25 protein-coding genes are annotated in these 25,083 nt (G+C 74.6%); 11 read left to right on the top strand and 14 right to left on the bottom strand.

What is annotated here, in order from left to right; translation table 11 throughout:
- Positions 1–49: 49 nt before the first annotated feature.
- The 5 genes from BMY88_RS20410 to BMY88_RS20390 all read right to left on the bottom strand — a co-directional run bounded on the left by BMY88_RS20410 (position 50) and on the right by BMY88_RS20390 (position 4,926).
- Positions 50–529, bottom strand: a complete 480-nt coding sequence (locus BMY88_RS20410) for a pyridoxamine 5'-phosphate oxidase family protein (protein WP_211435750.1) — start codon at positions 527–529, stop codon at positions 50–52.
- Positions 526–1,131, bottom strand: coding sequence for a GTP cyclohydrolase I FolE (gene folE, locus BMY88_RS20405; RefSeq protein ID WP_091948163.1), 606 nt, complete (start codon positions 1,129–1,131; stop codon positions 526–528). Before folE ends, BMY88_RS20410 begins: the two co-directional genes overlap by 4 nt.
- A 161-nt stretch (positions 1,132–1,292) precedes the next feature.
- Positions 1,293–2,021, bottom strand: coding sequence for an ABC transporter ATP-binding protein (locus tag BMY88_RS20400; RefSeq protein ID WP_091948160.1), 729 nt, complete (start codon positions 2,019–2,021; stop codon positions 1,293–1,295).
- The gene (locus BMY88_RS20395) at positions 2,018–2,887 is read right to left on the bottom strand and encodes an ABC transporter ATP-binding protein (protein WP_091948157.1); all 870 of its coding nucleotides are present in this window, start codon (positions 2,885–2,887) and stop codon (positions 2,018–2,020) included. Before BMY88_RS20395 ends, BMY88_RS20400 begins: the two co-directional genes overlap by 4 nt.
- Positions 2,884–4,926, bottom strand: coding sequence for an ABC transporter permease (locus BMY88_RS20390; RefSeq protein WP_091948153.1), 2,043 nt, complete (start codon positions 4,924–4,926; stop codon positions 2,884–2,886). Before BMY88_RS20390 ends, BMY88_RS20395 begins: the two co-directional genes overlap by 4 nt.
- Positions 4,927–5,323: 397 nt before the next feature.
- Here BMY88_RS20390 and BMY88_RS20385 point away from each other — a divergent pair, with 397 nt between their 5' ends.
- The 3 genes from BMY88_RS20385 to BMY88_RS20375 all read left to right on the top strand — a co-directional run bounded on the left by BMY88_RS20385 (position 5,324) and on the right by BMY88_RS20375 (position 8,919).
- A complete protein-coding gene (locus tag BMY88_RS20385; RefSeq protein WP_091948150.1) occupies positions 5,324–6,556 on the top strand; it encodes an ABC transporter substrate-binding protein in 1,233 nt (410 codons plus the stop codon).
- A 336-nt stretch (positions 6,557–6,892) separates the two neighbouring features.
- Complete coding sequence (locus BMY88_RS20380) at positions 6,893–8,107, top strand: ABC transporter substrate-binding protein (protein WP_170861215.1); 1,215 nt, start codon at positions 6,893–6,895, stop codon at positions 8,105–8,107.
- A gap of 293 nt (positions 8,108–8,400) precedes the next feature.
- A complete protein-coding gene (locus BMY88_RS20375; protein ID WP_211435749.1) occupies positions 8,401–8,919 on the top strand; it encodes a TetR/AcrR family transcriptional regulator in 519 nt (172 codons plus the stop codon).
- A gap of 47 nt (positions 8,920–8,966) precedes the next feature.
- On the opposite strand, the gene BMY88_RS20370 is transcribed toward BMY88_RS20375, so the two are convergent.
- Positions 8,967–9,887 (bottom strand): alpha/beta hydrolase, encoded by a 921-nt coding sequence (locus BMY88_RS20370; RefSeq protein WP_091948140.1) that lies wholly within the window; start codon positions 9,885–9,887, stop codon positions 8,967–8,969.
- Positions 9,884–10,741, bottom strand: coding sequence for a patatin-like phospholipase family protein (locus BMY88_RS20365; RefSeq protein ID WP_091948137.1), 858 nt, complete (start codon positions 10,739–10,741; stop codon positions 9,884–9,886). The genes BMY88_RS20370 and BMY88_RS20365 overlap by 4 nt, the downstream gene beginning before the upstream one ends.
- Before the next feature lie 96 nt (positions 10,742–10,837).
- Here BMY88_RS20365 and BMY88_RS24190 point away from each other — a divergent pair, with 96 nt between their 5' ends.
- Entirely contained in the window at positions 10,838–11,440 is a 603-nt protein-coding gene (locus BMY88_RS24190) for a TetR family transcriptional regulator (RefSeq protein ID WP_091948135.1), read from the top strand.
- On the opposite strand, the gene BMY88_RS20355 is transcribed toward BMY88_RS24190, so the two are convergent.
- Positions 11,431–12,162 (bottom strand): glutamine amidotransferase, encoded by a 732-nt coding sequence (locus BMY88_RS20355; RefSeq protein WP_091948132.1) that lies wholly within the window; start codon positions 12,160–12,162, stop codon positions 11,431–11,433. The genes BMY88_RS24190 and BMY88_RS20355 overlap by 10 nt on opposite strands.
- A 105-nt stretch (positions 12,163–12,267) precedes the next feature.
- Between BMY88_RS20355 and BMY88_RS20350 the strand changes: the two genes are divergently transcribed.
- The 5 genes from BMY88_RS20350 (at position 12,268) to BMY88_RS20330 (ending at position 18,328) form a co-directional block, all read left to right on the top strand.
- On the top strand, positions 12,268–12,729 hold the full coding sequence (locus tag BMY88_RS20350) for a universal stress protein (RefSeq protein WP_211435748.1): 462 nt from the start codon (positions 12,268–12,270) through the stop codon (positions 12,727–12,729).
- A 90-nt stretch (positions 12,730–12,819) separates the two neighbouring features.
- Positions 12,820–14,286 (top strand): PP2C family protein-serine/threonine phosphatase, encoded by a 1,467-nt coding sequence (locus BMY88_RS20345; protein WP_091948126.1) that lies wholly within the window; start codon positions 12,820–12,822, stop codon positions 14,284–14,286.
- A 55-nt stretch (positions 14,287–14,341) separates the two neighbouring features.
- The gene (locus BMY88_RS20340) at positions 14,342–17,182 is read left to right on the top strand and encodes an FAD-binding and (Fe-S)-binding domain-containing protein (protein ID WP_091948123.1); all 2,841 of its coding nucleotides are present in this window, start codon (positions 14,342–14,344) and stop codon (positions 17,180–17,182) included.
- Between the two features lie 83 nt (positions 17,183–17,265).
- On the top strand, positions 17,266–17,649 hold the full coding sequence (locus BMY88_RS20335; RefSeq protein WP_091948121.1) for a VOC family protein: 384 nt from the start codon (positions 17,266–17,268) through the stop codon (positions 17,647–17,649).
- 115 nt (positions 17,650–17,764) lie between these two features.
- A complete protein-coding gene (locus BMY88_RS20330) occupies positions 17,765–18,328 on the top strand; it encodes a hypothetical protein (RefSeq protein ID WP_091948118.1) in 564 nt (187 codons plus the stop codon).
- 88 nt (positions 18,329–18,416) lie between these two features.
- Here BMY88_RS20330 and BMY88_RS20325 read toward each other — a convergent pair whose 3' ends face one another.
- The 4 genes from BMY88_RS20325 to BMY88_RS20310 form a co-directional block, all read right to left on the bottom strand.
- Positions 18,417–18,620, bottom strand: a complete 204-nt coding sequence (locus tag BMY88_RS20325) for a hypothetical protein (protein WP_139220538.1) — start codon at positions 18,618–18,620, stop codon at positions 18,417–18,419.
- A gap of 99 nt (positions 18,621–18,719) precedes the next feature.
- On the bottom strand, positions 18,720–20,519 hold the full coding sequence (locus BMY88_RS20320; protein ID WP_244524819.1) for a carbohydrate-binding domain-containing protein: 1,800 nt from the start codon (positions 20,517–20,519) through the stop codon (positions 18,720–18,722).
- Positions 20,516–21,310, bottom strand: coding sequence for a polyphosphate polymerase domain-containing protein (locus BMY88_RS20315; RefSeq protein ID WP_091948112.1), 795 nt, complete (start codon positions 21,308–21,310; stop codon positions 20,516–20,518). Before BMY88_RS20315 ends, BMY88_RS20320 begins: the two co-directional genes overlap by 4 nt.
- Positions 21,307–21,936: a DUF4956 domain-containing protein gene (locus BMY88_RS20310; RefSeq protein ID WP_091948109.1), complete on the bottom strand. Its 630-nt coding sequence runs from the start codon at positions 21,934–21,936 to the stop codon at positions 21,307–21,309. The genes BMY88_RS20315 and BMY88_RS20310 overlap by 4 nt, the downstream gene beginning before the upstream one ends.
- A gap of 222 nt (positions 21,937–22,158) precedes the next feature.
- Here BMY88_RS20310 and BMY88_RS20305 point away from each other — a divergent pair, with 222 nt between their 5' ends.
- Positions 22,159–22,767 (top strand): PadR family transcriptional regulator, encoded by a 609-nt coding sequence (locus BMY88_RS20305; RefSeq protein WP_211435747.1) that lies wholly within the window; start codon positions 22,159–22,161, stop codon positions 22,765–22,767.
- Positions 22,764–23,057 carry a DUF2218 domain-containing protein gene (locus tag BMY88_RS20300; protein ID WP_211435746.1) on the top strand — a complete coding sequence of 98 codons (294 nt, stop codon included), beginning with the start codon at positions 22,764–22,766 and terminating at the stop codon, positions 23,055–23,057. The genes BMY88_RS20305 and BMY88_RS20300 overlap by 4 nt, the downstream gene beginning before the upstream one ends.
- Positions 23,058–23,079: 22 nt before the next feature.
- Here the strand turns inward: BMY88_RS20300 and BMY88_RS20295 are convergent, their stop codons facing one another.
- Together BMY88_RS20295 and BMY88_RS20290 are read right to left on the bottom strand one after the other, a co-directional pair.
- A complete protein-coding gene (locus tag BMY88_RS20295; RefSeq protein ID WP_091948103.1) occupies positions 23,080–24,129 on the bottom strand; it encodes an acyl-CoA dehydrogenase family protein in 1,050 nt (349 codons plus the stop codon).
- A partial coding sequence (locus tag BMY88_RS20290) for an acyl-CoA dehydrogenase family protein (RefSeq protein WP_091948100.1) occupies positions 24,129–25,083 on the bottom strand: 955 nt, incomplete at its 5' end. The genes BMY88_RS20290 and BMY88_RS20295, both read right to left, overlap by 1 nt.

Below are 25,083 nucleotides of genomic sequence, written 5' to 3'. Positions count from 1 at the left end.
AGGGCCCACCACTCGCCGGCGCGCGGCGGCCCCCAGCGGCGGGGCCGGTTCACCGGGACAGGCTCGCGAGCTTGCGGAAGTCCCAGCTGACCAGCTTCTCCGGAGTGATCCGCAGCCACGCGTGCCGCCCGTCGGGGACGAACACGTCCTGGCCGGTGTACTTGCGCGCGAAGGCCCCCTCGACGGCCCCCAGCTCGGGCACGTCCGCGGTGCCCCGCGGCACGTCGCCCACCGGCTCGGCGCGTCCGGTGACCTCCACCCCGCGCAGCTCCGTGTACTCGGTGCCGGCGTCGACGACGACCGCGACCCGCGGATCGCGCGCCAGGTCGGCCCAGCGCCGGCTGCGGGTCAGCGAGTTCAGCCAGAGCGCGCCGCCGTCCCAGACGAACCACAGCGGGGCGACGTGCGGCCCGCCCTCGCCGCCGGTGGTCGCCACCCGGCAGGTGCGCTCCTCGGCCAGGAAGGCGTCGACCTCCTCGCCGGTCATCGCGATCGCCCGGCCGCGCCGCTGACCGCCCGCGGGGGTCACCGGCCCAGCACCAGGGACATCGCCTCGGCCCGGGTCGCCGCGCTGTCGCGGAAGAGCCCGCGCACCGCCGACGTCGTGGTCACGGCGCCGGGCTTGCGGATGCCGCGCATGCCCATGCACAGGTGCTCTGCCTGGACGACCACCAGCACGCCCCGCGGCTTCAGCACGTCGTGCAGCGCGTCGGCGACCTGCCGGGTCATCCGCTCCTGGACCTGGGGACGGCGGGCGTAGACGTCGACCAGCCGGGCCAGCTTCGACAGGCCCGTGACCCGCCCGTCCTCGGACGGGATGTACGCGATGTGCGCCACGCCGTGGAAGGGGACCAGGTGGTGCTCGCACGTGGAGTACATCGGGATGTCCTTGACCAGGACGAGCTCGTCGTGGTCCTCCTCGAACGTCGTCGACAGCACCTCCGCCGGGTCCTGGACCAGGCCGCCGAACGTCTCGGCGTAGGCCCGGGCGACCCGGGCGGGGGTGTCGCGCAGCCCCGGGCGGTCGGGGTCCTCCCCGACGGCCACCAGCAGCTCGCGCACGGCCGCCTCGGCGCGGGCGGCGTCGAACGACGGCCGCTGACGGCTCGCGGGCACGTCGATCGAGGTCATGGGCGCCTCCTCGGCATCACGGGACCGGCGGTGGGGCGCCGGCGCGGTTCTCTCACCACTGGGCCTACCAGATCGGCGGGGTGCCGACGACCGCCCCCGGGTGCGGGAACGGCGACGGCCCGCCGGGAGCATGCTCCCGACGGGCCGTGCACTGCGATCGGTCAGGCCGCGGTGGCCCCACCCAGGTAGGCGTGGAGCAGCTCCTCGCCGGCGTCCTCTGCGCGCCCGGCCCAGGTGACCGTGCCGCGCTGCAGGATGATCGCCTGGTCGGCGAAGGCCAGCGCGCGGCTGGCGAACTGCTCGATCATGAGGACGGCGACGCCCGCCTCGCGCATCTTCCCGAGGCTCTCGAAGACGACGTCCACGAGCTTCGGCGCCAGGCCCAGCGACATCTCGTCGGCGATGACCAGCTTCGGCGAGACCATCAGCGCCCGGGCGAGGGACAGCATCTGCTGCTCACCGCCCGACAGAGTGCCGGCCAGCTGCTTGCGCCGCTGCCCCAGGACCGGGAAGAGCTCGAACGCGTGGTCCAGGGACGCGTCCTTGCCGCCCCGCTGGGTGGTCAGGGCCATCCGCAGGTTCTCCATGACGGTGAGCGCGGGGAACACACCCCGGCCCTCCGGCAGGTGGACGAGGCCCGCCCGGCGGATCTTCGTCGGCGACCACTTGGAGATGTCCTTGCCGTCGAAGATCACCCGCCCTCCCGAGGGGGGCACCAGGCCGGACAGCGCCCGGGCCAGCGTGCTCTTGCCCGCGCCGTTGGAGCCCAGCACCGCAAGGGCGCTGTTCACCGGGATGTCGATGCTGACGTCGAACAGCGACTGGGCCGCGCCGTAGCGCACGGCCAGGTGCTGGACCTGCAGCAGCGACGTCGACTCGCTCGTGGTCACGCCGTCTCCCCCTGCTCGATCTCGGCCTCTGCCCGCTGCACGGCCGGCTTCTCGATCTCCTCGCCCAGGTACGCCGCGCGGACCGCCGGGTCCTGGCGGACCTGCGCCGGCGTGCCGCCGGCGATCTTGACGCCGAAGTCGAGCACGTGGACGGAGTCGGACATGCCCAGGACCAGCTCGACGTCGTGCTCGACCATCACGACCGACACACCGTGGTCGCGCACGACGGCCTTGAGCACCTCGGCGACCTCCTCGGTCTCCCGCACGTCGAGACCGGAGGACGGCTCGTCGAGCATCAGCACCCGCGGCTCCCGGGCGAGCGCCCGGGCGATCTCCAGCAGCCGGGCGGAGCCGAGCGGCAGGCCGGCGGCCGGCTGGTGCTGGATGGCCCCGAGCTGCAGGGAGTCGATCAGCTCGTCGACCCGGGTGTCCTCGGTCTTCGGCGCCGAGAAGAAGCCGCGGAAGTTGACCAGGTCGGTCCAGATCCGGCTCTTGGCGTTCTTCATCCGGTAGGCGAGCACGAGGTGCTCGCGGACCGTGAGCGAGGAGAACAGCTCCGGGTGCTGGAAGGTGCGCGACAGCCCGCGAGCCGCCCGCTTCTGCGGCGAGCTGCCGGTGACGTCCTGACCGTCCATGAAGACGCGGCCGGCCGTCGGCTTGAGCAGCCCCGACATCACGGCGAACAGCGTGCTCTTGCCGGCGCCGTTGGGGCCGACGAGCCCGACGATCTCCTGGCTGCCGACCGCGAGGTCGACGTCCTTCAGCGCCACCAGACCGCCGAAGCGCATCGTGACCCCGCGCGCCTCGAGCCGCGGCGGCGCCGTGTCGGTGACCGGCGCGTTCGGCGCGTGCAGTGCGGTGCTCATGCCTGCCCTCCAGCAGTGATCTTCTCGACCGACACGGGCGAACCCGGGGTGGCGTCGACGTCGCCCGACTCGTGCGCCGACGGCCCGGAGGCACCCGGCGTGCCCGGCGGGACGACCGCCTTCGTGCGCCTGCCCCTGCCGAACAGCTTCATGATGTTGTTGCCGGTCTGGATGACCACGCCCTCGGGGTGCAGGGCGAGGCCGAGCGCACCGAGACCGAACAGGATGATCGGGACGTCGGCGTAGTCGTGGCTGACGTAGGTCGAGAAGACCTGCGGCATCATCACGAACATGATCCCGGCGATCAGCGCGGCGATGTTGGACCGGGCGCCCATGGTCACGAGCACCGCGAGCCAGACCAGACCGCCGGTGGGGTTGAACGAGTCGGGCAGCGTGGAGCCGGCGTTCATCGCGATGAACCCGCCGCCGACGGCGGCCGTGTAGGTCGCGAGCCCGGAGACCAGGACCTTCGTCTGGACGACGCTGATCCCGAGGGTCTTCGCGCCGTTCTCGCTGAACCGGACCGCGCTCATCGCCAGACCCGCGGTGGACCGCCGGACGTTGACGATGAGGATCGCCAGGATGACGAAGACCGCCAGACCCAGGTAGGCGAAGTCGTCGTTCGTCGTGGCGAACTCCGGCCGCGGCATCGGCTGACCCGAGCCGAAGTTGTAGAACGGGTCACGGGCGAAGACGAGCGTCTGGATCAGCGACCCGAAGGTGAGGGTCACCAGCGCCACGTACAGGTTGCCCAGCCGGATGGTGAGCAGGCCGATGATCACACCGACCGGGACGATGAACACCGCGCCGAGCAGGACCGCGACCAGCGGGTCCCACTCGTAGTTGCGGACCAGCTCGGCCGCCAGGACCGCGCCGCCGCCGGCGAACGTGATCTGGCTCAGCCAGACCATCCCGCCCTCGCCGGTGACCAGCGTGTAGGACAGCAGCGCGATCGCGATCGCGATGCCGCCGGCGAGCAGGCCCGACCAGAACCGGTCCAGCATGCCCGGCATGAAGGCCACGATCCCGACGAAGATCACCCCGGCGAGGACGCCCGGGTTGAGGATCAGCCGGTTGGATCCGCCCGTGACGGCCGAGACGACGCTCGGGTCGCCACCCTGCGTGGCGATCGCCCGGTCCAGCGCCCCGCCGGCGACGAGGTCACCGGCCTGGCCGCGCAGGGCGTAGAAGAGCAGGAAGAGCAGCATGAAGGCGAACGGGATGCTCGGCACCACCGCGGCGCCGAAGTCGCTCGAGGGGTCGATGTACTTCTGCACGACGTTGGTCGCCACGCCCATGAGCAGGGCGACGCCGACGGCCAGCGGGAGGCTGCGCAGCTTGGCGGCGACCACCGCGGCGAAGGCCGCGGACATCAGGAAGGTCATCGAGCCGACCGAGAGGCCGGCCGTGGGCGCGATGAGGATGCCGGCGAGCCCGGCGAGCGTCGCGCTCGCCGCCCAGACACCGAGGGAGACCCGCCCGGGGCTGGTACCGCTCAGGCTGGTGAGCGCCTCGGAGTCGACCAGCGCCCGGACCTTGAGCCCCACGTTCGTGAAGCGCAGCAGGCCCACGCCCACGATCAGCACGACGACGAGGCCGATGTAGGTGGCCAGCTGGTCGGCGTTGATTGTCGACCCGAAGATGTCGTACGTCGCCAGCGGGCGCGGGGCCAGACCCGGCGCCGTGGGGTCGGTGGGCTGCTCGAGCCACAGGTTGATCAGCGGCGGGAGCGCCACGGACAGACCCACGGTGGCCATGAGCTTCACCAGGGTCGACCGCAGCCGCAGGTGCCGGAAGAGCACCGCGTACAGGAACATCCCGAGCGCTGGAGCGAAGACGAAGAGGGAGACGATCGCCGCGGGGATGATCGCCCAGTCCTCCTCCACGAGGAGGAAGTAGTAGAAGCGGGCGACCGAGTAGGCCATGGCGGCGAAGGCCAGGTTGAAAATGCCGGAGGCGACGTAGGTGATGACGAGGGAGCCGGCCGCTATCGCGTAGATGGACCCGAGGCCCAAGCCGGCGAGGACGTACGAGAGCACATCGACTCCATAGAACCGGGAGCAACGGTGTGCCGGCAGCCACGACTGCCCCGCCGACATCACACAGGATGTTCGGCAGGGTGCTCGACCGTTCGACACACGTCAACACCTCTACGCGTGTCGCGTGCCCTGGGTCACAGTTGAGACCTCGTCGCGTTCGCTACCGCGTGTCGCTGCGCCCCCCTGACCAGGCCACGTGCTGCCGCCCGGGGCCCCGGGTGGCCATGGTTGACGGACCCGACGGGCTCGATTCCCACGTCACGGCCACGTAACGATCTGGCAGAGACTGCCGCGTGATCTGCACCCCACCGGTGACACCGCCCACACCGTCGTGCATGGTGCCGAGGGCGATCCTGCGATCGTTCGACAACTCTCGTCTTGATGGAGGAACCGGTAAATGCGCAGAAGAGGCGTGGCGTTCGTGGGCATGGCGTGCGCGACAGCGCTCGTGCTGTCGGCCTGCGGCAGTGACGACGAGGAGTCGGGCAGCGGGGGCGGTGGCGACGGCGCCACCGGAACCGTCGACGTCGGGATCCTGACGGCGCTCAGCGGCCCGGGTGCGGCTGCGGCCCAGGCATCCATCCGCGGCGCCGAGGCGCGGTTCGCGGCGTACGAGGATGCCGGCGAGGGCTGTGCCGGGGACCTGGACTTCAACATCGTGGAGGCCGACGACGCCTCCAGCACGGCGGGCGCGCTCACCGGCGCGCAGAAGCTCGTCCAGCAGGACGAGGTCTTCGCGATGATCAACGTCAGCGCGTTCTTCTACGGCGCGTCCCCGTTCCTCACCAGCCAGGCCAGCACCGTGCCGGTGTTCGGCGGGGCCTGGGACGGCGCGGAGCAGTGGTCGGCAGCCGACGACAACCTGTTCAACTCCGGCTTCGTGCCGAACTACGAGACCGTGTACTCGGCCCAGGGCGAGTTCCTGGCCGAGCAGGGCGCGACCAACGTCGCCGGCATCGCCTACACCAGCCCGAGCTCGCAGGGCGGGCTCGAGGTCGCGATCCAGTCGATCGAGGAGGCCGGCCTCGAGGTCAGCTACACCAACAACAGCGTGCAGTTCGGCAGCACCGACGTCGGCCCGCTGGTTCTCGGCATCCTCGACTCGGGTGCCGACGCGGTCTGGACGACGATCAACTTCGACACGTCGCTGGCGCTGGTCGCCGGTCTGCGCCAGGCCGGCTGGGACGGCGTCTTCGTCTCGCCCACCGGCTACGGTGCCGACCTGCTCGCCTCGGCGCCGGCCGTCCAGATCGGGCAGGGCGTGATCTTCTCCAACGCCTTCACCCCGGTCGAGGCCGGCACGGAGGCCACCGAGCAGCTCAAGAACGCGCTGATCGAGCACTCCGACAACGAGTCGGGCATCCCCGGCTTCTACGAGAGCCAGGGCTGGTTCGGCGCCGACCTGTTCCTCTACGGCCTGGAGCAGGCCGGCTGCGACGCCACGCAGGAGGAGCTCATCTCCACCCTGCAGGAGACCGACGACTGGGACGGCGGCGGGCTCTACCCGACCCCGATCCCGCAGAGCACCACCGAGTACGACGAGCAGTGCTCGTTCTACGTGGTGCTCGAGGGCGACGGCTTCCAGCCGCTCAACGACGGTGAGCCGTTCTGCGGGACGCCGCTCTCCTGATCGCCGACCCCGGAGGGGGCCCACCACGCACACGTGCGCGGCGGACCCCGTCCGGGGGGCGGGCGGGCCCTGGCCCTGCCCGACGGCACGAGGCGTTTCGACGGCCCGGCCGGTCCGACACGGACCGGCCGGGCCGTTCGCCGTCCGGACCTGGCACTTGCTGCCACGAGATGTGGCACAGGTCACGGCGCCGTAACGATCTTCGTCGGCGGCCTCGGGGGCTTCGAGGCAGGTAGTGACACGCACCACACCGTGGTGCATGGTGCGCCCGGCGGTCCTGCGATCGTTCGACAACCTTCGTCCCGATGGGAGCCCAGGGATATGCGCAGAAGTGGCATGACAGCGGTCAGCGTGGCGTGCGCCGCGGCGCTCGTGCTGTCCGCGTGCGGCAGCGACGACGAGGACGGCGGGGGTGACGGCGGCGGCGGTGGCGGCGGCGGCGGGAACGGCGGCACGGTCAAGGTAGGCCTGCTCACCTCGCTCAGCGGCCCGGGTGCCAACGCCGCCGCGGGCTCCATCCGCGGGGCCGAGGCGCGGTTCGAGTCCTACGAGGGCGAGTGCAGCGACCTGGAGTTCGACATCGTCGAGGCCGACGACGCGTCCAGCACTGCGGGCGCTCTGACCGGCGCGCAGAAGCTCGTCCAGCAGGACGAGGTCTTCGCGCTGATCAACGTCAGCGCCTTCTTCTACGGGGCCTCGCCCTGGCTCACGTCGCAGGGCAGCAGCGTGCCGGTCTTCGGCGGGGCGTGGGACGGCGCGGAGCAGTGGACGGCCACCGACGACAACCTGTTCAACTCCGGCTTCGTGCCCGACTACGAGACGGTCTTCTCGGGCGCCGGGGAGTTCTACGCCGAGCAGGGCGCGACCAACGTCGCCGGCATCGCCTACGTGAGCCCCAGCTCGCAGGCCGGCCTGGCGTCCGGACTGGCCTCGATGGAGGCGGCCGGTCTCGAGGTCAGCTACACCAACGACAGCGTGCAGTTCGGCAGCACGGACGTCGGCCCGCTGGTGCTCGGCATCCTCGAGGCCGGGGCCGACGCGGTGTACCCGACCATCAACTTCGACACCTCGCTGGCGCTGGTCGCCGGTCTGCGCCAGGCCGGCTGGGAGGGCGTCTTCACCTCGCCCACCGGCTACGGCGCCGACCTGCTCGCCTCCGAGCCGGCCGTCGCGGTCGGGCAGGGCGTGATCTTCTCCAACGCCTTCACGCCGGTCGAGAACGACACCCCGGCGACCCAGGAACTGGCCGCCGCCCTCCAGGCCCAGGGCAACGAGTCGGGCATCCCCGGCTTCTACGAGAGCCAGGGCTGGTTCGGCGCCGACCTGTTCCTCTACGGCCTGGAGCAGGCCGGCTGCGACGCCTCGCAGGAGGAGCTCATCTCCACCCTGCAGGAGACCGACGACTGGGACGCCAACGGCCTGTACCCCAACCCCATCCCGCAGACCACGACGACCTACGACGAGCAGTGCTCGTTCTACCTGATCCTCGAAGGTGACGGGTTCCGCCCGCTCAACGACGGCGAGCCCTTCTGCGGCACGCCCGTCGAGTAGGCGGACGCTCCCGCGTCGAGCTGCCCGGCCGGTCCTCCCCGACCCGGCCGGGCAGCTCGCACGCACTCCGGCGGCCGGCGCGCCCAGGCGCAGCGGCGGGCGGGGTACGGGCACGGCCGGTCCTCGGGTCCGGGCGGCACGGGGCCGCGGTTTGGTGGCACGGTATGCCACGAGGCAGACTATGCCACATTGAGACGATCATCGACAGATCCGGTTCGCCGGACCGGCAGACGAGGTGAGCAGCCATCGAAGGACTCCGGGAGCGCAAGCGCGCACACGCCCGCGCGGCCACCGTGGACGCGGCGCTGCACCTGTTCGCCGAGCGCGGCTACGCCAAGGTCACCGTCGCCGACATCTGCGCCGCCGCGCAGATCGCCCCGCGCACCTTCTTCCGGTACTTCGCGTCCAAGGAGCAGGTGCTCTCGGCGCCGGTGCACGAGATGGCCGACCGGCTGGCGGAGTGGATCGCGGCCGCGCCGGTGGACGCCGACGACGTCGGCGTCCTGCGGCGGGGGCTGCGGGCCCTCGGCGAGGACGTCGTGGTCCCCGGCGGATCCGCGGGCCTGGTCTTCCGGGTCGTCCGCGACGCGGAGGCGGCGGGCGTCGGGCCCCTGCTCTCGCTGGAGGAGCACGAGCAGCGCCTGGCCGGGCTGCTGACCGCCCGCCACGGCACGCCGGACGCACCCGACTGGCGGCTCCGCGTGGAGGTCGCGCAGGTCCTGGCCGCGTTCCGCGTCTGGCTGGTCGACTTCGCCGAGGACCGATCCCCCGATCCCCTGGCCCACCTCGACGAGGTGCTGGCCCACCGCTGACGCCGGCCCGCCGGCAGCATCGCGAGCAGGATCGGCGGGCGGAGCGATCAGCGCGCGCCGGATGCGGTACCGGCCGCGGCGCGCCGCGCGATGCACTGCTCGGCGAACGCGAGCACGCGCAGGTGGTAGGCCCGCGCCGTCCAGCCCAGGCTGATGTTGTGCCCGGCGCCGGCCTCGATCGCGGTCTCGACGAGGGGTGCGGCCGTGAACAGGGCGGCCACCTCGGCCAGCGCCTCCCGTCCGCCCTCCCACCACGCCTCGTGCTCGGCGAGGACGTAGCGCGTCGGGATGCGGACGCGGGCGGCCGCACGCGGCAGCTCCGCGTGCCAGCCGTCGATGTCGGTCCCCTCGCTCGCCGCCCCCGGGGTGGCCGGCCGGACGGCCCGGCGGCTGCCCGGCGGGTACAGCTCCTCGTGCCCCCAGATCAGCCGGCCCAGGTCGCTGCCGCCCACGCGGCCGTCGCCCGCGGCGGTGGCCTCGTGGACCGCCCGCGCCCAGCGCAGCCCGGTGCCCGAGAAGTCCAGCCCCAGCAGGTCGGCGCCCCGGTCGTCGGCCGCCATCCGGATGCCCGAGATGCAGCCCATCGAGTGCGCCAGCAGCAGCACGCCCGCGCCACGTTCCCGGTCGCCGAGGGCGGTGTCCAGCACCGCGTAGAGCAGGTCGGTCCGCCGCTGCGCCGGCATCGACGAGGCGCCGTCGTCGGGTACGTAGCCCGGCCGGTCCGGCGCGACCACCGTGAACCCCAGCGCCGGACCCAGCCGCAGCAGCGACAGGGACGGCGCGAGCGGGTGGTCGAAGTACTCCTTGCCGGAGCCGCCCCCGTGGAGCGCGTACACCACCGCGCGGGGCCGTGGCGCGTGCGCGACCAGCACCGACACGGGCGTGCCGAGCACCTCGGTCTCGATCAGCTCCGGCGGGCCGGCCGACGTCCCGCCCGGGAGCGCGGCACCCGCCTCGACCACGGTCACGACCAGAACGCCCGCACCTGCGCGGCCACGGCGTCGGCCTGTGCGCGTCCGGCGCGGGCCGAGGGCTCCCGGGTGCGCGGGTCCAGCGGATTGGTGCCGAAGGCGGCGCGCGAGGCGTCGTCGGCGACGACCACGTGCACCTCACCGGTGCGCCGGAGGCCGTCGAGCTCGGCGGCGAAACCCGGGCCCAGCGCGTTCACGGCACTCCCGTCGACGGGCGCGACGACCAGCACCCGGTCGAAGCCGGAGGCGAGGTCGGCGTTGGTCGCCGAGCGCATGCCGCCGTCCATGTAGCGGCGCCCGCCGAGGGTGATCGGTGGCCAGAGGCCGGGCACGGCGCAGCTGGCGGTGACCGCGTCGAGCACGGACACCCCGGCGTCGGCGTCGAAGGCGACGAACGCGCCGTCGGCCGTGTCGACGGCCGTGACCACCAGCCGCTGCGCAGGCCACGGCGGGTCACCGATGCGCGAGGCGATCGCCGAACGCCGGTCGGCCTCGGGCACGGTGTCGGCGGCGAGCGCGAACTCCCCCACCCGCGCCCGCGCGTCCTGCTCCCCCGCCGTGCCGGCGAGTGCGGCACCGATCGCCGTCATCAGGGTCAGGACGTCGAACTCCACGGCCGGCTCGCCGTCGGGCACGGGCGCCAGCTGTTCGGCGTACAGCTCCGCCAGGTCCCGGCCGCCGCGCAGCAGCGCGCCGGTCACCGAGCCGGCGGACGTGCCGACGACGAGGTCGGCGCGACGCGCGTGCACCCCGTGCGACGCGAGGCCGGCGAGCAGACCGATCTCCCAGGCGACGCCGGCGATGCCGCCCCCGCCCAGGACCAGCGCCCGGCTCGCGCTGTCTCCGGCCATCCCCGCGGTCCTCCCGGCGTCCCCTCGGCACACCCGAGCCCGCGCGCAACGCTAGGGGCTTCCTTGCACTGAGTGCAAGCCCTAGGGTGCCGGACCATGCCCGAGCCGACGCGGGACGCCGACCGCCTGGCGGCGTCCCGCCTGAGGACCTGGCGGGGCATCCAGGCGGCGGCCGTCCGGCTGGTCGCCGAGCGCGGCTTCGCGGCGGTCACGGTGGACGACGTCGCGGCCGCCGCCGGCACGTCCCGGCGCACCTTCTTCAACTACTTCCCGACCAAGGTGGCCGCCCTCTTCGACCCCGATCCGGAGATGGCCGGCCGGCTGCGCGAGCTCGTCGACCGGTCGCCGCGCACCGACGACCCGTGGGCCGACCTGTGCTGGATCTGCCGCGGCTTCGCCGCGGCGGGGTCCCACGAGGGGCTCGCCCTGCGGCGGCGGCTGCTGGGCGAGTTCCCCGAGTTCGGCGAGTACGTGGGCTCCGCGCACGGTTTCGTCGAGCGGGCACTGGCCGCCTGGGCGCAGCGGCGGCTCCCCGACGACCCGCTGCACGCCCGGCTGCTCACCGGCGCGGCGGGCGCGGCGCTCAGCGCCGCCTTCCGGACCTGGCAGCCCGAGCAGCCGACCGAGGAGTACGTCCGGCTGCTGGACCGCGCGCTGGCCGCGCTGCGCGTCGCCCCCCCGGAGGCGGATCAGCGGTAGCGGTCGACGAAGGTCGCCAGCATCCGGCCGGGCTCGGTCACGACCGCCGTCGAGATCCGCCTGACGAGCTCCTCGAGCTCGACCGGGGGGAAGTAGCCCGCGTGCTGGTAGACCCGCGCCCGGGTGACGACACCGGCGACGTCGAGCTCCGGGTGGAACTGGGTGGCGTAGACGTTGCGGCCGACCCGGAACATCTGCACCGGGCAGCCGGGCGAGCTCGCCAGCAGCACCGCGGACGGCGGCAGCACCCGGCAGGCCTCCTTGTGCCCGACCAGCGCGTCGAAGACCTCCGGCATCCCGGCCAGCACCGGATCGGCCCGGCCCTCCGGCGTGAGGGTCACCGGAACGCAGGAGACCGGTTCACCGTACGTGCGGTCCACCACCCCGCCCTGGTGCACCCCGAGGGTGCCGATGCCGTAGCAGGCGCCGAAGAACGGCGTGTCGGCCGGCACCACCCGGTCCAGCAGCGCGGACAGCTCCGCCTCCACCCGCCGCTGCACCGCCGACTTCCGCTCGTCGGGGTCGCTGGAGGTGAACGGGCTCCCGCCCACCAGGACCCCCGCGTAGTCGTCCAGGTCGAACTCCGGCATCGGCGCGGCCTCCAGCCGCACGCGCCGCAGCTGCGACTCCCCCAGCCCGGTGAACCGGAGGAACGCGGCGTACTCGTCGTCGGCGGCGGCGTCCTCGGCGCGCGTGGCCAGGAGGAGGAAGGGCCGACGCACGCCGCGATGCTAGGCCGGGCGGCCGGGTGGGGACCCGGGTTCGGGTCCGCCGGGGCGCCGCGGGACCGGCCTCCCCGCCGCCACCTCCGGCGCTACGGTCGCCCCGTGGCACCCGAGCACGCGTCCGGCGACCGGCGGGGGTCGACGGTCGTGGCCGGGGTCGACGGGTCCCCCACCTCCCTGCGCGCCGCCGCCTACGCCGTGGGCGTGGCCCGCCGGCTGCACGCCGGGCTGGTCCTGGTGTACGTCCGCGAACCGGTGCCGACGACCGCCGCGATCGGCGCGGGCCTGGACCCGCAGGCGCTGGTCTCCGCGCGGGAGGTGCAGGACGCCGTGCAGGCCGAGTTGGGGCAGGCGGTGGAGCAGCTCGCCGAGCCCGGTGCGCCGCCGGCGGAGTTCGTCGTCCGGGTCGGCAACCCCTACCGCGAGCTGACCGCCGCCGCCCGGGAGCGGCGCGCCGACGTGGTGGTCGTCGGCGCCTCGACCCATCCCGGGCACCGGGTGGCGGGGAGCCTGGCACTGCGTCTGGTCCGGGCCGGCGAGTGGCCGGTCACCGTCGTCCCGTGACCGGGCCCGGCTCCGCCGGACCGCCGGCGGGCTCCCGTACCCTGCCCAGCGGTCCCCTGCCGTAGCGGCCCGCGGACGAAGGGGGGCAGGGTGAGCGCATCGGCCGCGGACGGGTCGGTACCCGCCTGGCTCGCCCCTGTCCTCTCCCCGCTGGCCGACGCGCTCGCCGTCCGCGGCGGCCCGGTCACCTGGCACGGCCGGCACCCGGACACCGGAGAGCCGCTGACGATCACCGCGGAGAACACGCCGGACGGGCCGGCGCTGCGGCTGGGCGGGGGCGTGGCGGCGGACGGCGAGCCGCCCGTCCCGGCCGGGTCGCTCGACGCGCTCAGCGGCAGCCTGGACGTCGTCGAGGCCGCGGGCCAGCTCGCCGCGCTGGTCGTGCCCGGGCTCGCCGACTGGGCGACGGTGACCGTGCTCGGGGAGGACGGCTCCCCCGATCGCTCCGCCGTCGCGCACCGGGACCCCGGCCGCCTCCCCGACGTCCGCACCTACATCTCCCGCCGGGTCACCGCCCCGCGCGACCAGTCGTCGCTGACCGCCGCCCTGCGCTCCGGCGAGCCGGTGCAGCTGCGCGAGATCGCGCTCGACCTCGGGCCCGACGCGCAACCGGACCCGGAGGTGCGCGCGGCCTGGCGGCGGCTGGATCCGACGTCGTCGCTGTTCGTGCCGCTGCAGGCGCGCGGCACGGCCCTCGGAATGCTCTCGCTGGTCAACTGCGGCGGCCGTGAGCCGCACGGCGCGGCCGAGATCGCCGCCGCGGTGGCGGTGGCCCGCCGCGCGGCGCCGGCCGTGGACAACGCCCGCCTCTACGAGCGCCAGCTCCAGGTGGCCGAGACCCTGCAGCACAGCCTGCTCACGCCGCCGGTGCAGCCCGCCGGGCTCGCCATCGCCGTCCGCTACCGGCCGGCGAGCTCGCACGCGCTGGTGGGCGGCGACTGGTACGACGCGTTCGAGCAGTCCGACGGCGCGACGCTGCTGGTGATCGGCGACGTCGTCGGCCACAACGTCGAGGCCGCCTCCGCGATGGCCCAGCTGCGCAGCGCCGTCCGGACGCTGGCCTACGACCGCCCCGACAGCCCCGCGCGCATCCTCGACCGGGTCGACCGGGTGCTCGCCGGCCTGCACGTGGGCCTGCTCGCCACCGCCCTGGTCGCGCGGCTCGAGGGTCCGGGGCCCGACGGCGGCCGCGCGCTGCGGTGGTCCTCGGCCGGGCACCTGCCGCCGCTGCTGCTGCACCCCGACGGGCGCACCGGCCTGCTGGAGACGCCGGCCGAGCGGATGCTGGGCACCGAGGAGCCGGCGCGGCGCACCGACCACCGGACCGTCGTGCACCCCGGCGACACGGTCCTGCTGTGCACCGACGGGCTGGTGGAGGCCGGCCGGGTGGGGATCGACGAGGGGCTCGCGCGGGTCGCCGCCACCGTCGCGGACCTCGCCGGCGTCGGGCCCGGGGCGCTGTGCGACCGGCTGCTCTCCCGGCTGGTCCCCGATCGCGCCGAGGACGACGTCGCCGTCCTCGCGGTCCGCGTCCTGCCGCTCGACGCCCCGGCCTGACCGCGCCCCGGCAGGGGGACGTCGGGGGTCCGGGCGGCGCCCGTAGGGTCATGTCGTGAGTCGCACCGCCGCCGCCGAGGCCACCGAGCTGGGCGCCGCGCTGCGCCGCGCCGGCCTGACCGATGTCGACGACTCGGGCCTGGCCCGGGCCCTGTACTCCTCCGACGGATCGCTCTACCGCGTGCTCCCGCGTGCGGTGGTCCGCCCGCGGCACCCCGACGAGCTGGTCGCCGTCCTCGAGGTCTGCCGGTCCCTCGGCGTTCCGCTGACCGCGCGCGGGGCGGGCACCTCGATCGCCGGCAACGCGGTCGGCACGGGCGTCGTCGTCGACACCAGCCGGTACCTGACGCGGGTCCGCTCGATCGACGCCGAGGCGCGGACCGCGACGGTCGACCCGGGGGTCGTGCAGGCCGCGCTGCAGTCCGCGGTCCGGCCGCACGGGCTGCGCTTCGGGCCGGACCCGAGCACGCACAACCGGTGCACGGTCGGTGGGATGATCGGCAACAACGCGTGCGGGTCCCGGGCGCTGGGCTACGGGCGGACGTCGGACAACGTCGTCGGCCTCGACGTGGTCACCGGCGGCGGCGAGCGGCTGACGTTCGGCGCCGGGCCCGTGGCGGGATCGGCCACCCTCGACCGGCTGCAGCAACTGGTCGCCGGGGACCTCGCGGCGATCCGCACCGAGCTGGGGCGCTTCGGCCGGCAGGTGTCGGGCTACTCGCTGGAGCACCTGCTGCCCGAGCGCGGCTTCGACGTCGCCCGGGCCCTGGTGGGCAGCGAGGGCACGCTCGCCCTCGTGCTCGGGGCCACGGTGCGGCTGGTCGCCGATGCCCCGTACCGCGGCCTGGTCGTGCTCGGCTACCCGTCGATGGCCGACGCCGCCGACGCCACCCCCGCTCTGCTCCCCCACGGCCCGACCGCGGTCGAGGGCCTCGACGAGCGGATCGTGCAGCGGCTGCGCGACGTCCCCGCCGCGGTCGTGCCCGACCTCCCCCGCGGCGGCGGCTGGCTGGTCGTCGAGCTGACCGGCGACTCCGTGGCCGAGATCGAGGCGAAGGCGAAGGGCGTCCTCGCCGACGCCGGCGCGCTGGACTCCCTCGTGGTCACCGACGTCGCGCAGGCCGCGGCGATCTGGCGGATCCGCGAGGACGGCGCCGGCCTGGCCGCCCGCACGTCCGACGGGCGCCCGGCGCACGCCGGCTGGGAGGACGCCGCCGTCCCGGTCGAGCGGCTCGGCACCTACCTGCGCGAGTTCGACGCGCTGCTGGCCGAGCACGACCTGCAGGGCGTGCCCTACGGCCACTTCGGCGACGGCTGCGTGCACGTGCGGATCGACTTCCCGTTCGGCCGCGAGCCCGACCGCGGCCGGGGTGCCTACCGGGCGTTCGTCACCGACGCCGCCGCCCTGGTCGCCCGGCACGGCGGATCGATCTCCGGCGAGCACGGCGACGGCCGAGCACGCGGGGAGCTGCTCGCCTCGATGTACTCGGGGCGCGTGCTGTCGCTGTTCGAGCGTGTCAAGGCGGTGTTCGACCCCGACGACGTCCTCAACCCCGGCATCCTCGTGCGGCCGGCGCCGGTGGACGCCGACATCCGGGTGTCCGCGGCGCCGCGGCTGACGACCGGCCTGGCGCTGGCCTATCCGCACGACGGCGGCGACTTCTCCAACGCCGTGCACCGCTGCACCGGCGTCGGCAAGTGCCGGGCGGACCTGTCGGCGTCCGCCGGGGTGATGTGCCCGTCCTTCGTCGCCACCCGCGAGGAGAAGGACAGCACCCGCGGCCGCGCCCGGGTGCTGCAGGAGATGCTCGCCCCGGGTGGCCCGGTCACCGGCTGGCGCTCGCCGGAGGTGCACGACGCCCTGGACCTGTGCCTGTCGTGCAAGGGCTGCTCGAGCGACTGCCCGACCGGCGTCGACATGGCGACGTACAAGTCCGAGGTGCTGCACCAGAGCTACAAGGGCCGGATCCGGCCGCGCGCGCACTACGTCCTGGGCCGGCTGCCGTTCTGGTCGGACCTGGCGGCGCGGGTTCCGCGGCTGGCCAACGCGATGATGACCTCCCGTCTCGGCGGGCGGCTGGCCAAGTGGACCGCAGGGGTCGACCAGCGCCGCTCGCTGCCGGCGTTCGCGCCGCGCACGTTCCGGGCGGAGTGGGCGGCCAGGCCGGCCGTGCCGTCGACGGTGACCTCCGACGGACCGCCGGTCGCCCTCTGGGTGGACTCCTTCACCGACCACTTCGCGCCGTCGGTCGCGCGCGCCGCCGTCGCGGTGCTCGAGGACGCCGGCTACCGGGTGCAGGTGACGGGCGCCGACACCTGCTGCGGGCTGACGTGGATCACGACCGGCCAGCTCGACGCCGCGCGCCGGGTGCTCGCCCCGACGGTCGCCGCGCTCGCCCCGCTCGCCGCGGCCGGGGTGCCGATCGTGGGCCTGGAGCCGTCCTGCACCGCGGTGCTGCGCGGCGAGGCGAAGGACATGGTGCCCGGTGCCGAGGCGGTCGCCGCCGCGACGCGAACGCTGGCCGAGCTGCTGCGCGACACCCCGGGGTGGGAGCCGCCGGACCTGACCGGGGTGCCCGTCGTGGCCCAGCCGCACTGCCACCACCACGCCACCATGGGGTGGGCGACGGACGAGCAGCTGCTGCGCGACGCCGGCGCCGAGCTCCGGCGCCTGGGCGGCTGCTGCGGGCTGGCCGGCAACTGGGGCGTGGAGAAGGGCCACCACGACGTGTCGGTCGCGATCGCCGAACACCAGCTGCTGCCGGCGGTGGCGGCGCTGCCGGAGGACGGCGTCGTGCTGGCCGACGGCTTCTCCTGCCGCACCCAGCTGGACGACCTCGCCGGACGCCAGGGCGTGCACCTCGCCGAGCTGCTGGCCCAGCGGCTGGGTCGCTAGGGCCGGGCCGCAGGGGCCGGGGAGCCGGGGCCGCCTCGAAGGAGCGCCGGGACCCGTCGGTCCCCCGCCGTAGCCTGCCGGGCATGACTCCTGCAACCGGGCTCACCCTCGGCGCGGTGAACGTCGAGGCCGACGATCCCCGGGCGCTCGCCGCTTTCTGGGCGGAGTTGCTCGGCGGCGCCGTGGAGGGGGCCACCGACGAGTACGCCTTCGTGAGCGCCCGGGAGCCCGGTGGGTTCGCGATGTTCTTCCAGCAGCGGATCGAGCCGCGACCCGAGCGCCAGGGGCAGCACGTCGATCTGACCGTGCCCTGGGGGACCCGGGAGGCCGAGGTCGGCCGCGCGGTCCGGCTGGGGGCCACGCACCGCTGGGACGTCCTCGACGAGGTGCCCTGGGTGCAGTGGTCGACCCTCACGGATCCGGAGGGCAACCTCTTCTGCATCGCCGAGCACCCGCCGGCGGGCTGAGCGTCCGGTCCGCGCCACACGCACAGGTCGCCGGGAGGTCGATGACAGCCGGCACACAGGAGCGGAGCCCACGCTCGTGCCGAGGGCCGGACGGACCGGCCATCGAGGAGGACCCGTGCGCAAGAAGCTGATCATCGCCGGCGCGACCGGCGTGCTCGCCCTGGGCGGCCTGGCGGTGGCCGTCCCCGCCCTGGCCGACGACGACACCCCCTCGACCAGCACCCCGGGGGCCGAGGGGCACATCCGCGACGCACTCGCCGACCTGGTCGAGGACGGGACCCTCACCCAGGAGCAGGCCGACGAGGTGGCGGCCACGCTCAGCGACGCCGGGCTCGGCGGCCACGGCGGTCACGGCTGGGGCCTCCACCTCGGCCTGTCCACCGCCGCCGAGGCGCTCGGGATGACCGAGGACGAGCTGCGCACCGCCCTCCAGGCCGACGGCGCCTCGCTGGCCACCGTGGCGCAGGCCCAGGGCGTGCCGGTCGAGGACCTCGTCGCGGCGCTCGTCCAGGCCGCGACCGATCGCATCGAGCAGGCCGTGACCGACGGCGACCTCACCCGGGCCGAGGCCGACGAGCGGCTCGCCGACCTGGAGGAGCGGGTCACCGAGCGGGTGAACAGCACCGAGCCCGGCGGCATGCGCGGCGGCCACTGGCCGCACGGCGGCCACGGCGACTGACCGCCCGCACCGGCCCGCCAGCGGCGCCACCCCGCAGGGGGTGGCGCCGTTCGCGCGTCCGGAGGGGTTCCGGCGGGTGCCAGCGCTCCTAGCGGTGCGAGTTCACGCGGACCTGCGTGATGTTGCGCTTCTGCACGTAGGTCGACTGGTCCTGCCCGGAGGACACCTCGTAGACCTCGTCCGGCCCCGCCCGTCGGAACCAGTCGAGGAACGCGTCGACGACGGCGTCGTCCACGCCGCTCAGGCTCAGGCTGTGATCCGGGACGTGGATGACCATCTCTCTGTCGCTCACATCCACCAGCCTCCCCGCGCGGCGAGGTGTCCGCGCCCGGAGACGCGACAGCGGCGCCGTCCCGAGGAGGGACGGCGCCGCCGGGTCGTGCCGCTCGGGTCAGTTGCCGGGCCGCGGCCCGCCGTCGAAGCCGCCGCCCGCGCCGGGGGCCCCGCCCATGCCGCCGCCCATCCCACCGGCCAGCGCCGCACCGGCGGTCACGCTCGTCAGCTCCGCCGCACCCTCCGCCGATCCGCCCGGCGCCAGGCCGCCGGTGTCGTCGCCCGACGCGGTGCCACCGGAGACGATCGAGTACGTCGCGCCGCTCGCCACGTCGCCGGCCGAGTACACGAGCGTGGCCATCGACTTCTGCGCCGTGTACGTGGCCACCACCTCGCCGGCGTCGTCCAGCACCTGGACGACGGTCCCCGCCGGCAGGGACGAGCCGAGCGACGCGGCGACCCAGCCCTGCGCCGAGTCCGCCGAGGGGGACATCGACATCGAGCCGCTGTCGGTCACCAGCAGCACTCCCCCGTCGACCGTCAGCCCGCCGTCGAGGTCCAGCCCGCCGTTGCCGCCGGCGGTCGTGCCGCTCACCACCACCGTGCCGCCGGTCATCGTCCCGGCGCCGATCGAGTCCAGCCCGTCGCCCTCCGCGTCGACCACCAGCGTCCCGCCGGAGATCGTGAGCGCCCCCGACCCGCCGGAGAGGTTCACGCCGTCGTCGCTCGCGGTCACGTCCAGCGAGCCGCCGCTGATGGTCACGACCGCGCTCTCCAGCGCCTCGTAGGACTCCGACACCGTGAGGGTGCCGCCCGCGACGGTGAGGTCCGCCTCGGCGTGGACGCCGTCGTCCCCGCTGGCCAGCGTCAGCGTTCCGTCCGTGACGCTGACCGCGCCGTCGGAGTGCACGGCGTCGTCGGCGGCGTCCACCTCGACGGTGCCGCCGCCCACGACCACGCTCACGTCACCCTTCAGCCCCTTCGCGGACGCGTCGTCCGCGACGGCCTGCCCGGCGCCGCCGCCGGAGGTCACGGTGACCGCGCCGCCGCCCACGACGACGTCGGTCGCCGCGGAGACGCCGTCCCCGCCTGCGGTCACCTCTGCCGTGCCCCCGGAGACGTACACGTACCCGGCGGCCGCGTCCTCGGCGTTGTCGGACTTCAGGCCGTCGCCACCCGCGGTCACGGTCACGTCCCCGCCGGAGAACACCAGGTAGTCCTTGCCGCGGATGCCGTCGTCGACCGCGTCGACGGTGATCGCCCCGCCCGCGATCACGAGACCGTCCTTGCTCGCGATCCCGTCGTTCGCGTTACCGGTGACGGCCAGCGACCCGTCGCCGGTGACGACCAGGTCCGCGGTGCTGTAGAGCGCCCCGTTCGGCTCGGCGTCGTCGGCGGTGGGGTCGGCGCCGTCGGACAGCGTGTTGGTCGACCCGTCGGCCAGCACGACGACGGCGGATCCGGCGTCCAGGAACGCGATCGCCGCGGTCGTCGACGAGCTGATCGCGGCGTCGTCGAGGACCAGCCGGACCACGCCGTCGTCCGGGCTGTCCACGACGACCTGGCCGGCGAGGGTGCCGCTGAGCCGGTAGGTACCCGCAGCGGTGATCGTCACGGTGCCGTCGGCGGCGGTGACGGCATCGGAGTCCGAGGTCGCGGAGTCCCCGCTCAGGGCGACCTCGACGACGTCGTCCTCGTCGTAGGTGACGTCGACGTCCTCCGGGGTCACGTTCGCGGCGAGCGCGTCGCCGACGGTGACGCCCGTGACGGCGGCGACCTCCTCGGCCGAGACGCTGCCGGCCCCACCGCTCGAGGCGGTGTCGGCGGAGATCGACGCGGCCTCGGCGGTGCAGCCGGCGAGCAGCGCGGCCATGAGGGCGCCGGCGACGGCGGTACGGGTCTTCTTCAGGCGGGTCACGCGGGGATCCGATCGTCGGCGGGGCAGGAAGAGGTGCAGGGGGTCAGGGCGGTGAAGTGGCGGCGCAGGACCGGCCACCACCGGTTGTCCGGCAGGTCGCCGCGCAGGGCGGCCAGCCCGGTGCCGTACTTGGAGACGCGGGCCGGGCGGTGCCCGCTGCGCCACAGGAGCCGGTCGGCGGCGGAGACGCCCGAGCCGGTCTTGGTCTCGACGACGGCGAGGCCGGGCAGGGTGAGCGCGGCCGCTCCGGGCAGCCACCAGGTCAGCTCGGTGTCGACGGTGACCCGGTCGTCGGTCGCGGGCAGCAGCAGCGTCGTGCGCCGGTAGGCGGTGTGCAGGACCGGGGACAGGTGGTGGCTGCGCACGGCGCCGTGCCCGGCCGCGGCGAGGGCGGCCTCCACGAAGCCGGCCGCGTCGCCGTCGTCGGGCACGCGCTGCTTGACCGTGGTCCCGCGCGCGCCGCGGGTCTTCACCTCCACGTAGGCATCACCCGAGTCGAGATAGGTGCGCCGGCGGACCTTGAACCGCCGCCGTCTCCCCCGCGCCGCCAGGTGGTAGCCGGCGAGGTCCGGGGTGTCGAGGTACAGCGACGCGTAGCCGAAGTCGCGGGCGCCGGCGCTGTCCAGCACCCGGGCGCCTCCGGTCCGGCCCAGCTCGGCGACCAGCCGGTCGGCCGCGGCCAGCGGCAGCACGTACTTGCGGTCGATCCGGGTCTGGCGGGCGGCGCGGGCCACGAGCTCCTCGAGCCCAACGGGGGCCAGCGCGGCCGCGGCGCGCAGCTGCGGGGTCACCCCTGCACCGCGGCGGTCTGCGGTAGCCCGGCGGCCGACGGTCGTCCGGTCGGGGCGGCGTCCGGCAGGGCCGCCGCCGTGCGCCGCGGCGTCTCGAACCGGACGTCGACCCACGTCGTGTCGTTCACCAGGTCGACGCGCTGCACCGTCACCCGGTGCACCCGGGCGCCGAGCAGCCCCTCGAGGTGGGCGATCAGCGCCCGCTCGTCGGGGAAGGCGGTGTCGAGCACCATCAGCTGCTGGCGGTAGCGCGACAGCAGCCGCGGGTGGTCGGCGACGAACACCACGGCCACGACCAGCGCCATGAGCGCGACGGAGAGGGCGACGTCGGAGGTCCCGAGGCCGCCGAGCAGTCCGAGCGCGAGCGCCGAGAAGAAGTAGGCGACCTCGTGCTGGTCGAGCTCGGTGGAGCGCAGCCGGATGATCGCCAGCACCCCGAACAGGCCCAGGCCCACGCCGGCGCCCACCCCGCTGCCGGCCAGCGCCGTGGCGACGGCGAGCACGCCGACGTTCACCGCGATGAAGGCGAGCACCAGGTCGCGGCGGCGGTGGCGGGGGAAGTAGACGGCGAAGGTGAGCAGGCCGATCGCGAGGACGTCGGCGGCGAGCAGTGCGATCTGGTTCATCCGGCCTTCCAGGGGTCGACGGCGGGACGACCAGCACGTTGCCTCCCGCAACCACCACCGCCCTGGGCGTCGGCTGGGAGTCGGCTGTACGCCTTGCGGTGCGCCGATCACCCGACGTGACCCCGGGGGGTCCGCCGATCGGGCTGCTTCACCCTTGACGGCAGACGGTAGCGATGTATCGTTAGCGTCATCCGATACACCAGGAGGAACACCATGCATCCCATGCATCCCAGGCGCGGACACGCCGGCCACCCCGGCGCGCGCTTCCACCACCCCCGCGGCGACGCTCCCGGATTCGCCGAGGGGGCCCCCTTCCGCGGCGGCCCGTTCCGCGGCGGACCCCACCACGGCGGCCGCGGCCGACGGCCGCGCGGTGACGTCCGCACGGCCGTGCTCCAACTGCTCACGCAGCAGCCGATGCACGGCTACCAGCTGATGCAGGCCATCGGCGAGCGCAGCGGCGGCCGCTGGACCCCCAGCCCGGGCGCGATCTACCCGACCATCAGCCAGCTCGAGGACGAGGGCCTGGTCACCGTGACCGCCGAGTCCGGGCGCAAGCTGGTCACCCTCACCGACGCCGGCCGTGCCCACGTCGAGGAGCGGCGGCAGACCTGGAGCGACCCGTTCGCCGACGACCAGGAGGCCGGCGCCGGGCCCGACCTGCGCGGGCTCACGATGGGCGTGCACGGCGCGGTCAAGGAGATCGCCCGCACCGGCACCGAGGCCCAGCGCGCCGCGGCGGCCCGGATCCTCGCCGACACCCGCCGGTCGCTGTACCTGCTGCTCGCCGACGGCCCCGAGACCCCGGCGGCCGGGGGTGGTGCCGAGTGACCGCGCCGCTCACCGCCCGGGCCGACGTCGCCACGGCGACCCCCGAGCGCTACGCCATGCAGCTCGCCGCCCACCTCGGCCGGCGCAGCGAGGTCCGCGAGGAGGCCGACGGCCTCCGGATCGTGCTGGCGATCGGCGACTGCCTGCTGCGCCCGCACGAGGGCAGCCTGGAACTGCTGGCCACCGGCGCCGATCCCGAGGCCCTCGAGCGGGTCGAGTCCGTCGTCGGCTCGCACCTGGAGCGCTTCGGCCGGCGCACCGAGCTCCGGGTCGTCTGGCAGCGGGGCTGAGCCCCGCTGCCGGACGGGGCGGTCAGACCGCCCGGGTGAGCGACTCCCACAGCGCGTCGCCGCCGCCGGCGAGCAGGCCCGCGCCCAGGACGCGGGACCACTCCAGCTCGCTGCCGGCCTCGTCGCGCCAGGACCAGCACCGCCGGGTGAGGTGGTGCAGCCGGTACTCCTGGGTGAAGCCGATCGCGCCGTGCACCTGGTGCGCCAGCCGCGCCACGACCTCCACGGCCGCGCCGGCCCGCACCTTGGCGGCCGCGGCCGCGAGGACGACGCCCTCGCTCCGGTCGAGGGCCTGGACGGCGGCGTCCGTCAGCGCGGTGACCGCGGTGACCTCGCCGGCCATCTCGGCCAGCTCCATCTGGATGGCCTGGAACTTCGCCAGCGGCCGGCCGAACTGGTGGCGCTCGCCGGCGTACTGCACGGTCCAGGCCAGCACCTGCTCCAGGGCCGCGGCGATCTGCACCGCCCGGGCCAGGGCGTAGCGGGCCCGGAAGACGTCGGCCTGCTCCGCGGTGAGCCGGGCACCGGCGGCCGCGGTCGCCTCGAAGGTCACCGTGCCGCGCGGTTCCCCGGCCAGGTTCGCCGCCGGGACGGTCGTCGGCCCGGCGGTCCCGACGAGGGCCAGCACGGTCTCCTCGCCGCTCCCGGTCAACACCGCGACGCGCTCGGCGACGCCGACCCAGGCCACCCCGGTCGCGGTCCCGGTGAGGAGGAATCGGTCCCCGTCCGCGGTCGCCTGCACCGAGGGTGCGACGGCCACGCCGATGGGCGCCTCCCACGACGGCACCGGCACGCCGGCGGCCGTGAGCGCCGGTCCGGCGACCAGCAGCTGCTCGGCCACCGGCGCCGCCGCGGCCCCGGCGGCGAGGGTCCGCACGATCGCCACCGCGTCGGCGAGCTCACCCCCGGAGCCGCCGGCGTCCTCGGCGATGCCGACGCCGGTCAGGCCGGTCTCCACCAGCGCGGCCCACAGCGGCTCGTCCCACGGCCGGTCGGGCGTGAGCACGAACGGCTCGTGCCCGCCCAGGATGTCGACGACGGTCTCGACCAGCAGGTCCTGCTCGGATGCCATCAGCGCAGTCCCAATCCACGAGCGACGATCCCGCGCAGGATCTCGTTGGTCCCCCCACGCAGCGTGTAACCCGGCGCGTGCAACTGCGCCTCCGCCAACGCCCGACCCAGCGGATCAGGTGAGTCCAGCGACGCCGGCACATCGGTCACCCGCCGCACCTCGTCCACCACATCGGCCTCGAACGTCGTCCCCACGTCCTTCACCAGCGCCGCCGCGATGTTGGGCAACTCCCCCCGGTCCAGCGCCGCCGCGATCCGCAACGACAACTGCCGCAACGCCAGCAACCGCGCCGACAACCGCCCCAACACCGCCAACTGCCCCGCATCACCGGTCGCCGCCGCGCGCCGGCCGAACTCCGCCAGCAACGGATACGTCGACAGGAACCGCTCCGGCCCGCTGCGCTCGAACGCCAACTCCGCCGTCACCTGATGCCAGCCCCCACCCTCCTCCCCCAACAGCATGTCCCCGGGCACCACGACGTCGTCGAACACCACCTCGTTGAAGTGATGCCCACCGTCCAGGATCCGGATCGGATTGATCCCGATCCCCGGCAACGACAGATCCACCAGCAACTGACTCAACCCCGCATGCCGGTTCGCCGGATCCGCCGGCGAGGTCCGCACCAGCACGATCCCGAAATGCGTGTGGTGGGCATTGGAGGTCCACACCTTCGCCCCGCTCACCACCCAGTCCCCCGCCGCGTTCCGCGTCGCCCGCGTCCGGATCGACGCCAGATCCGACCCCGAATCCGGCTCCGACATCCCGATCACGAAGAAACACTCCCCCGCCGCGATCCGCGGCAACAGCGTCTCCCGCTGCTCCTCCGTGCCGTACCGCAACAGATTCGGCCCCGACTGCCGATCAGCGATCCAATGAGCCGCCACCGGCGCCCCCGCCGCCAGCAACTCCTCGGTCACCGCATACCGCTCCATCGCCGACCGCTCATGCCCGCCA

It is taken from the genome of Trujillonella endophytica (assembly GCF_900110555.1).
In the GTDB taxonomy this organism is placed as follows: Bacteria; Actinomycetota; Actinomycetes; order Mycobacteriales; family Geodermatophilaceae; genus Trujillonella; species Trujillonella endophytica.
The sequence above is the reverse complement of the archived record's forward strand: the minus strand, read 5'-3'. Positions and strand labels throughout refer to the sequence as shown.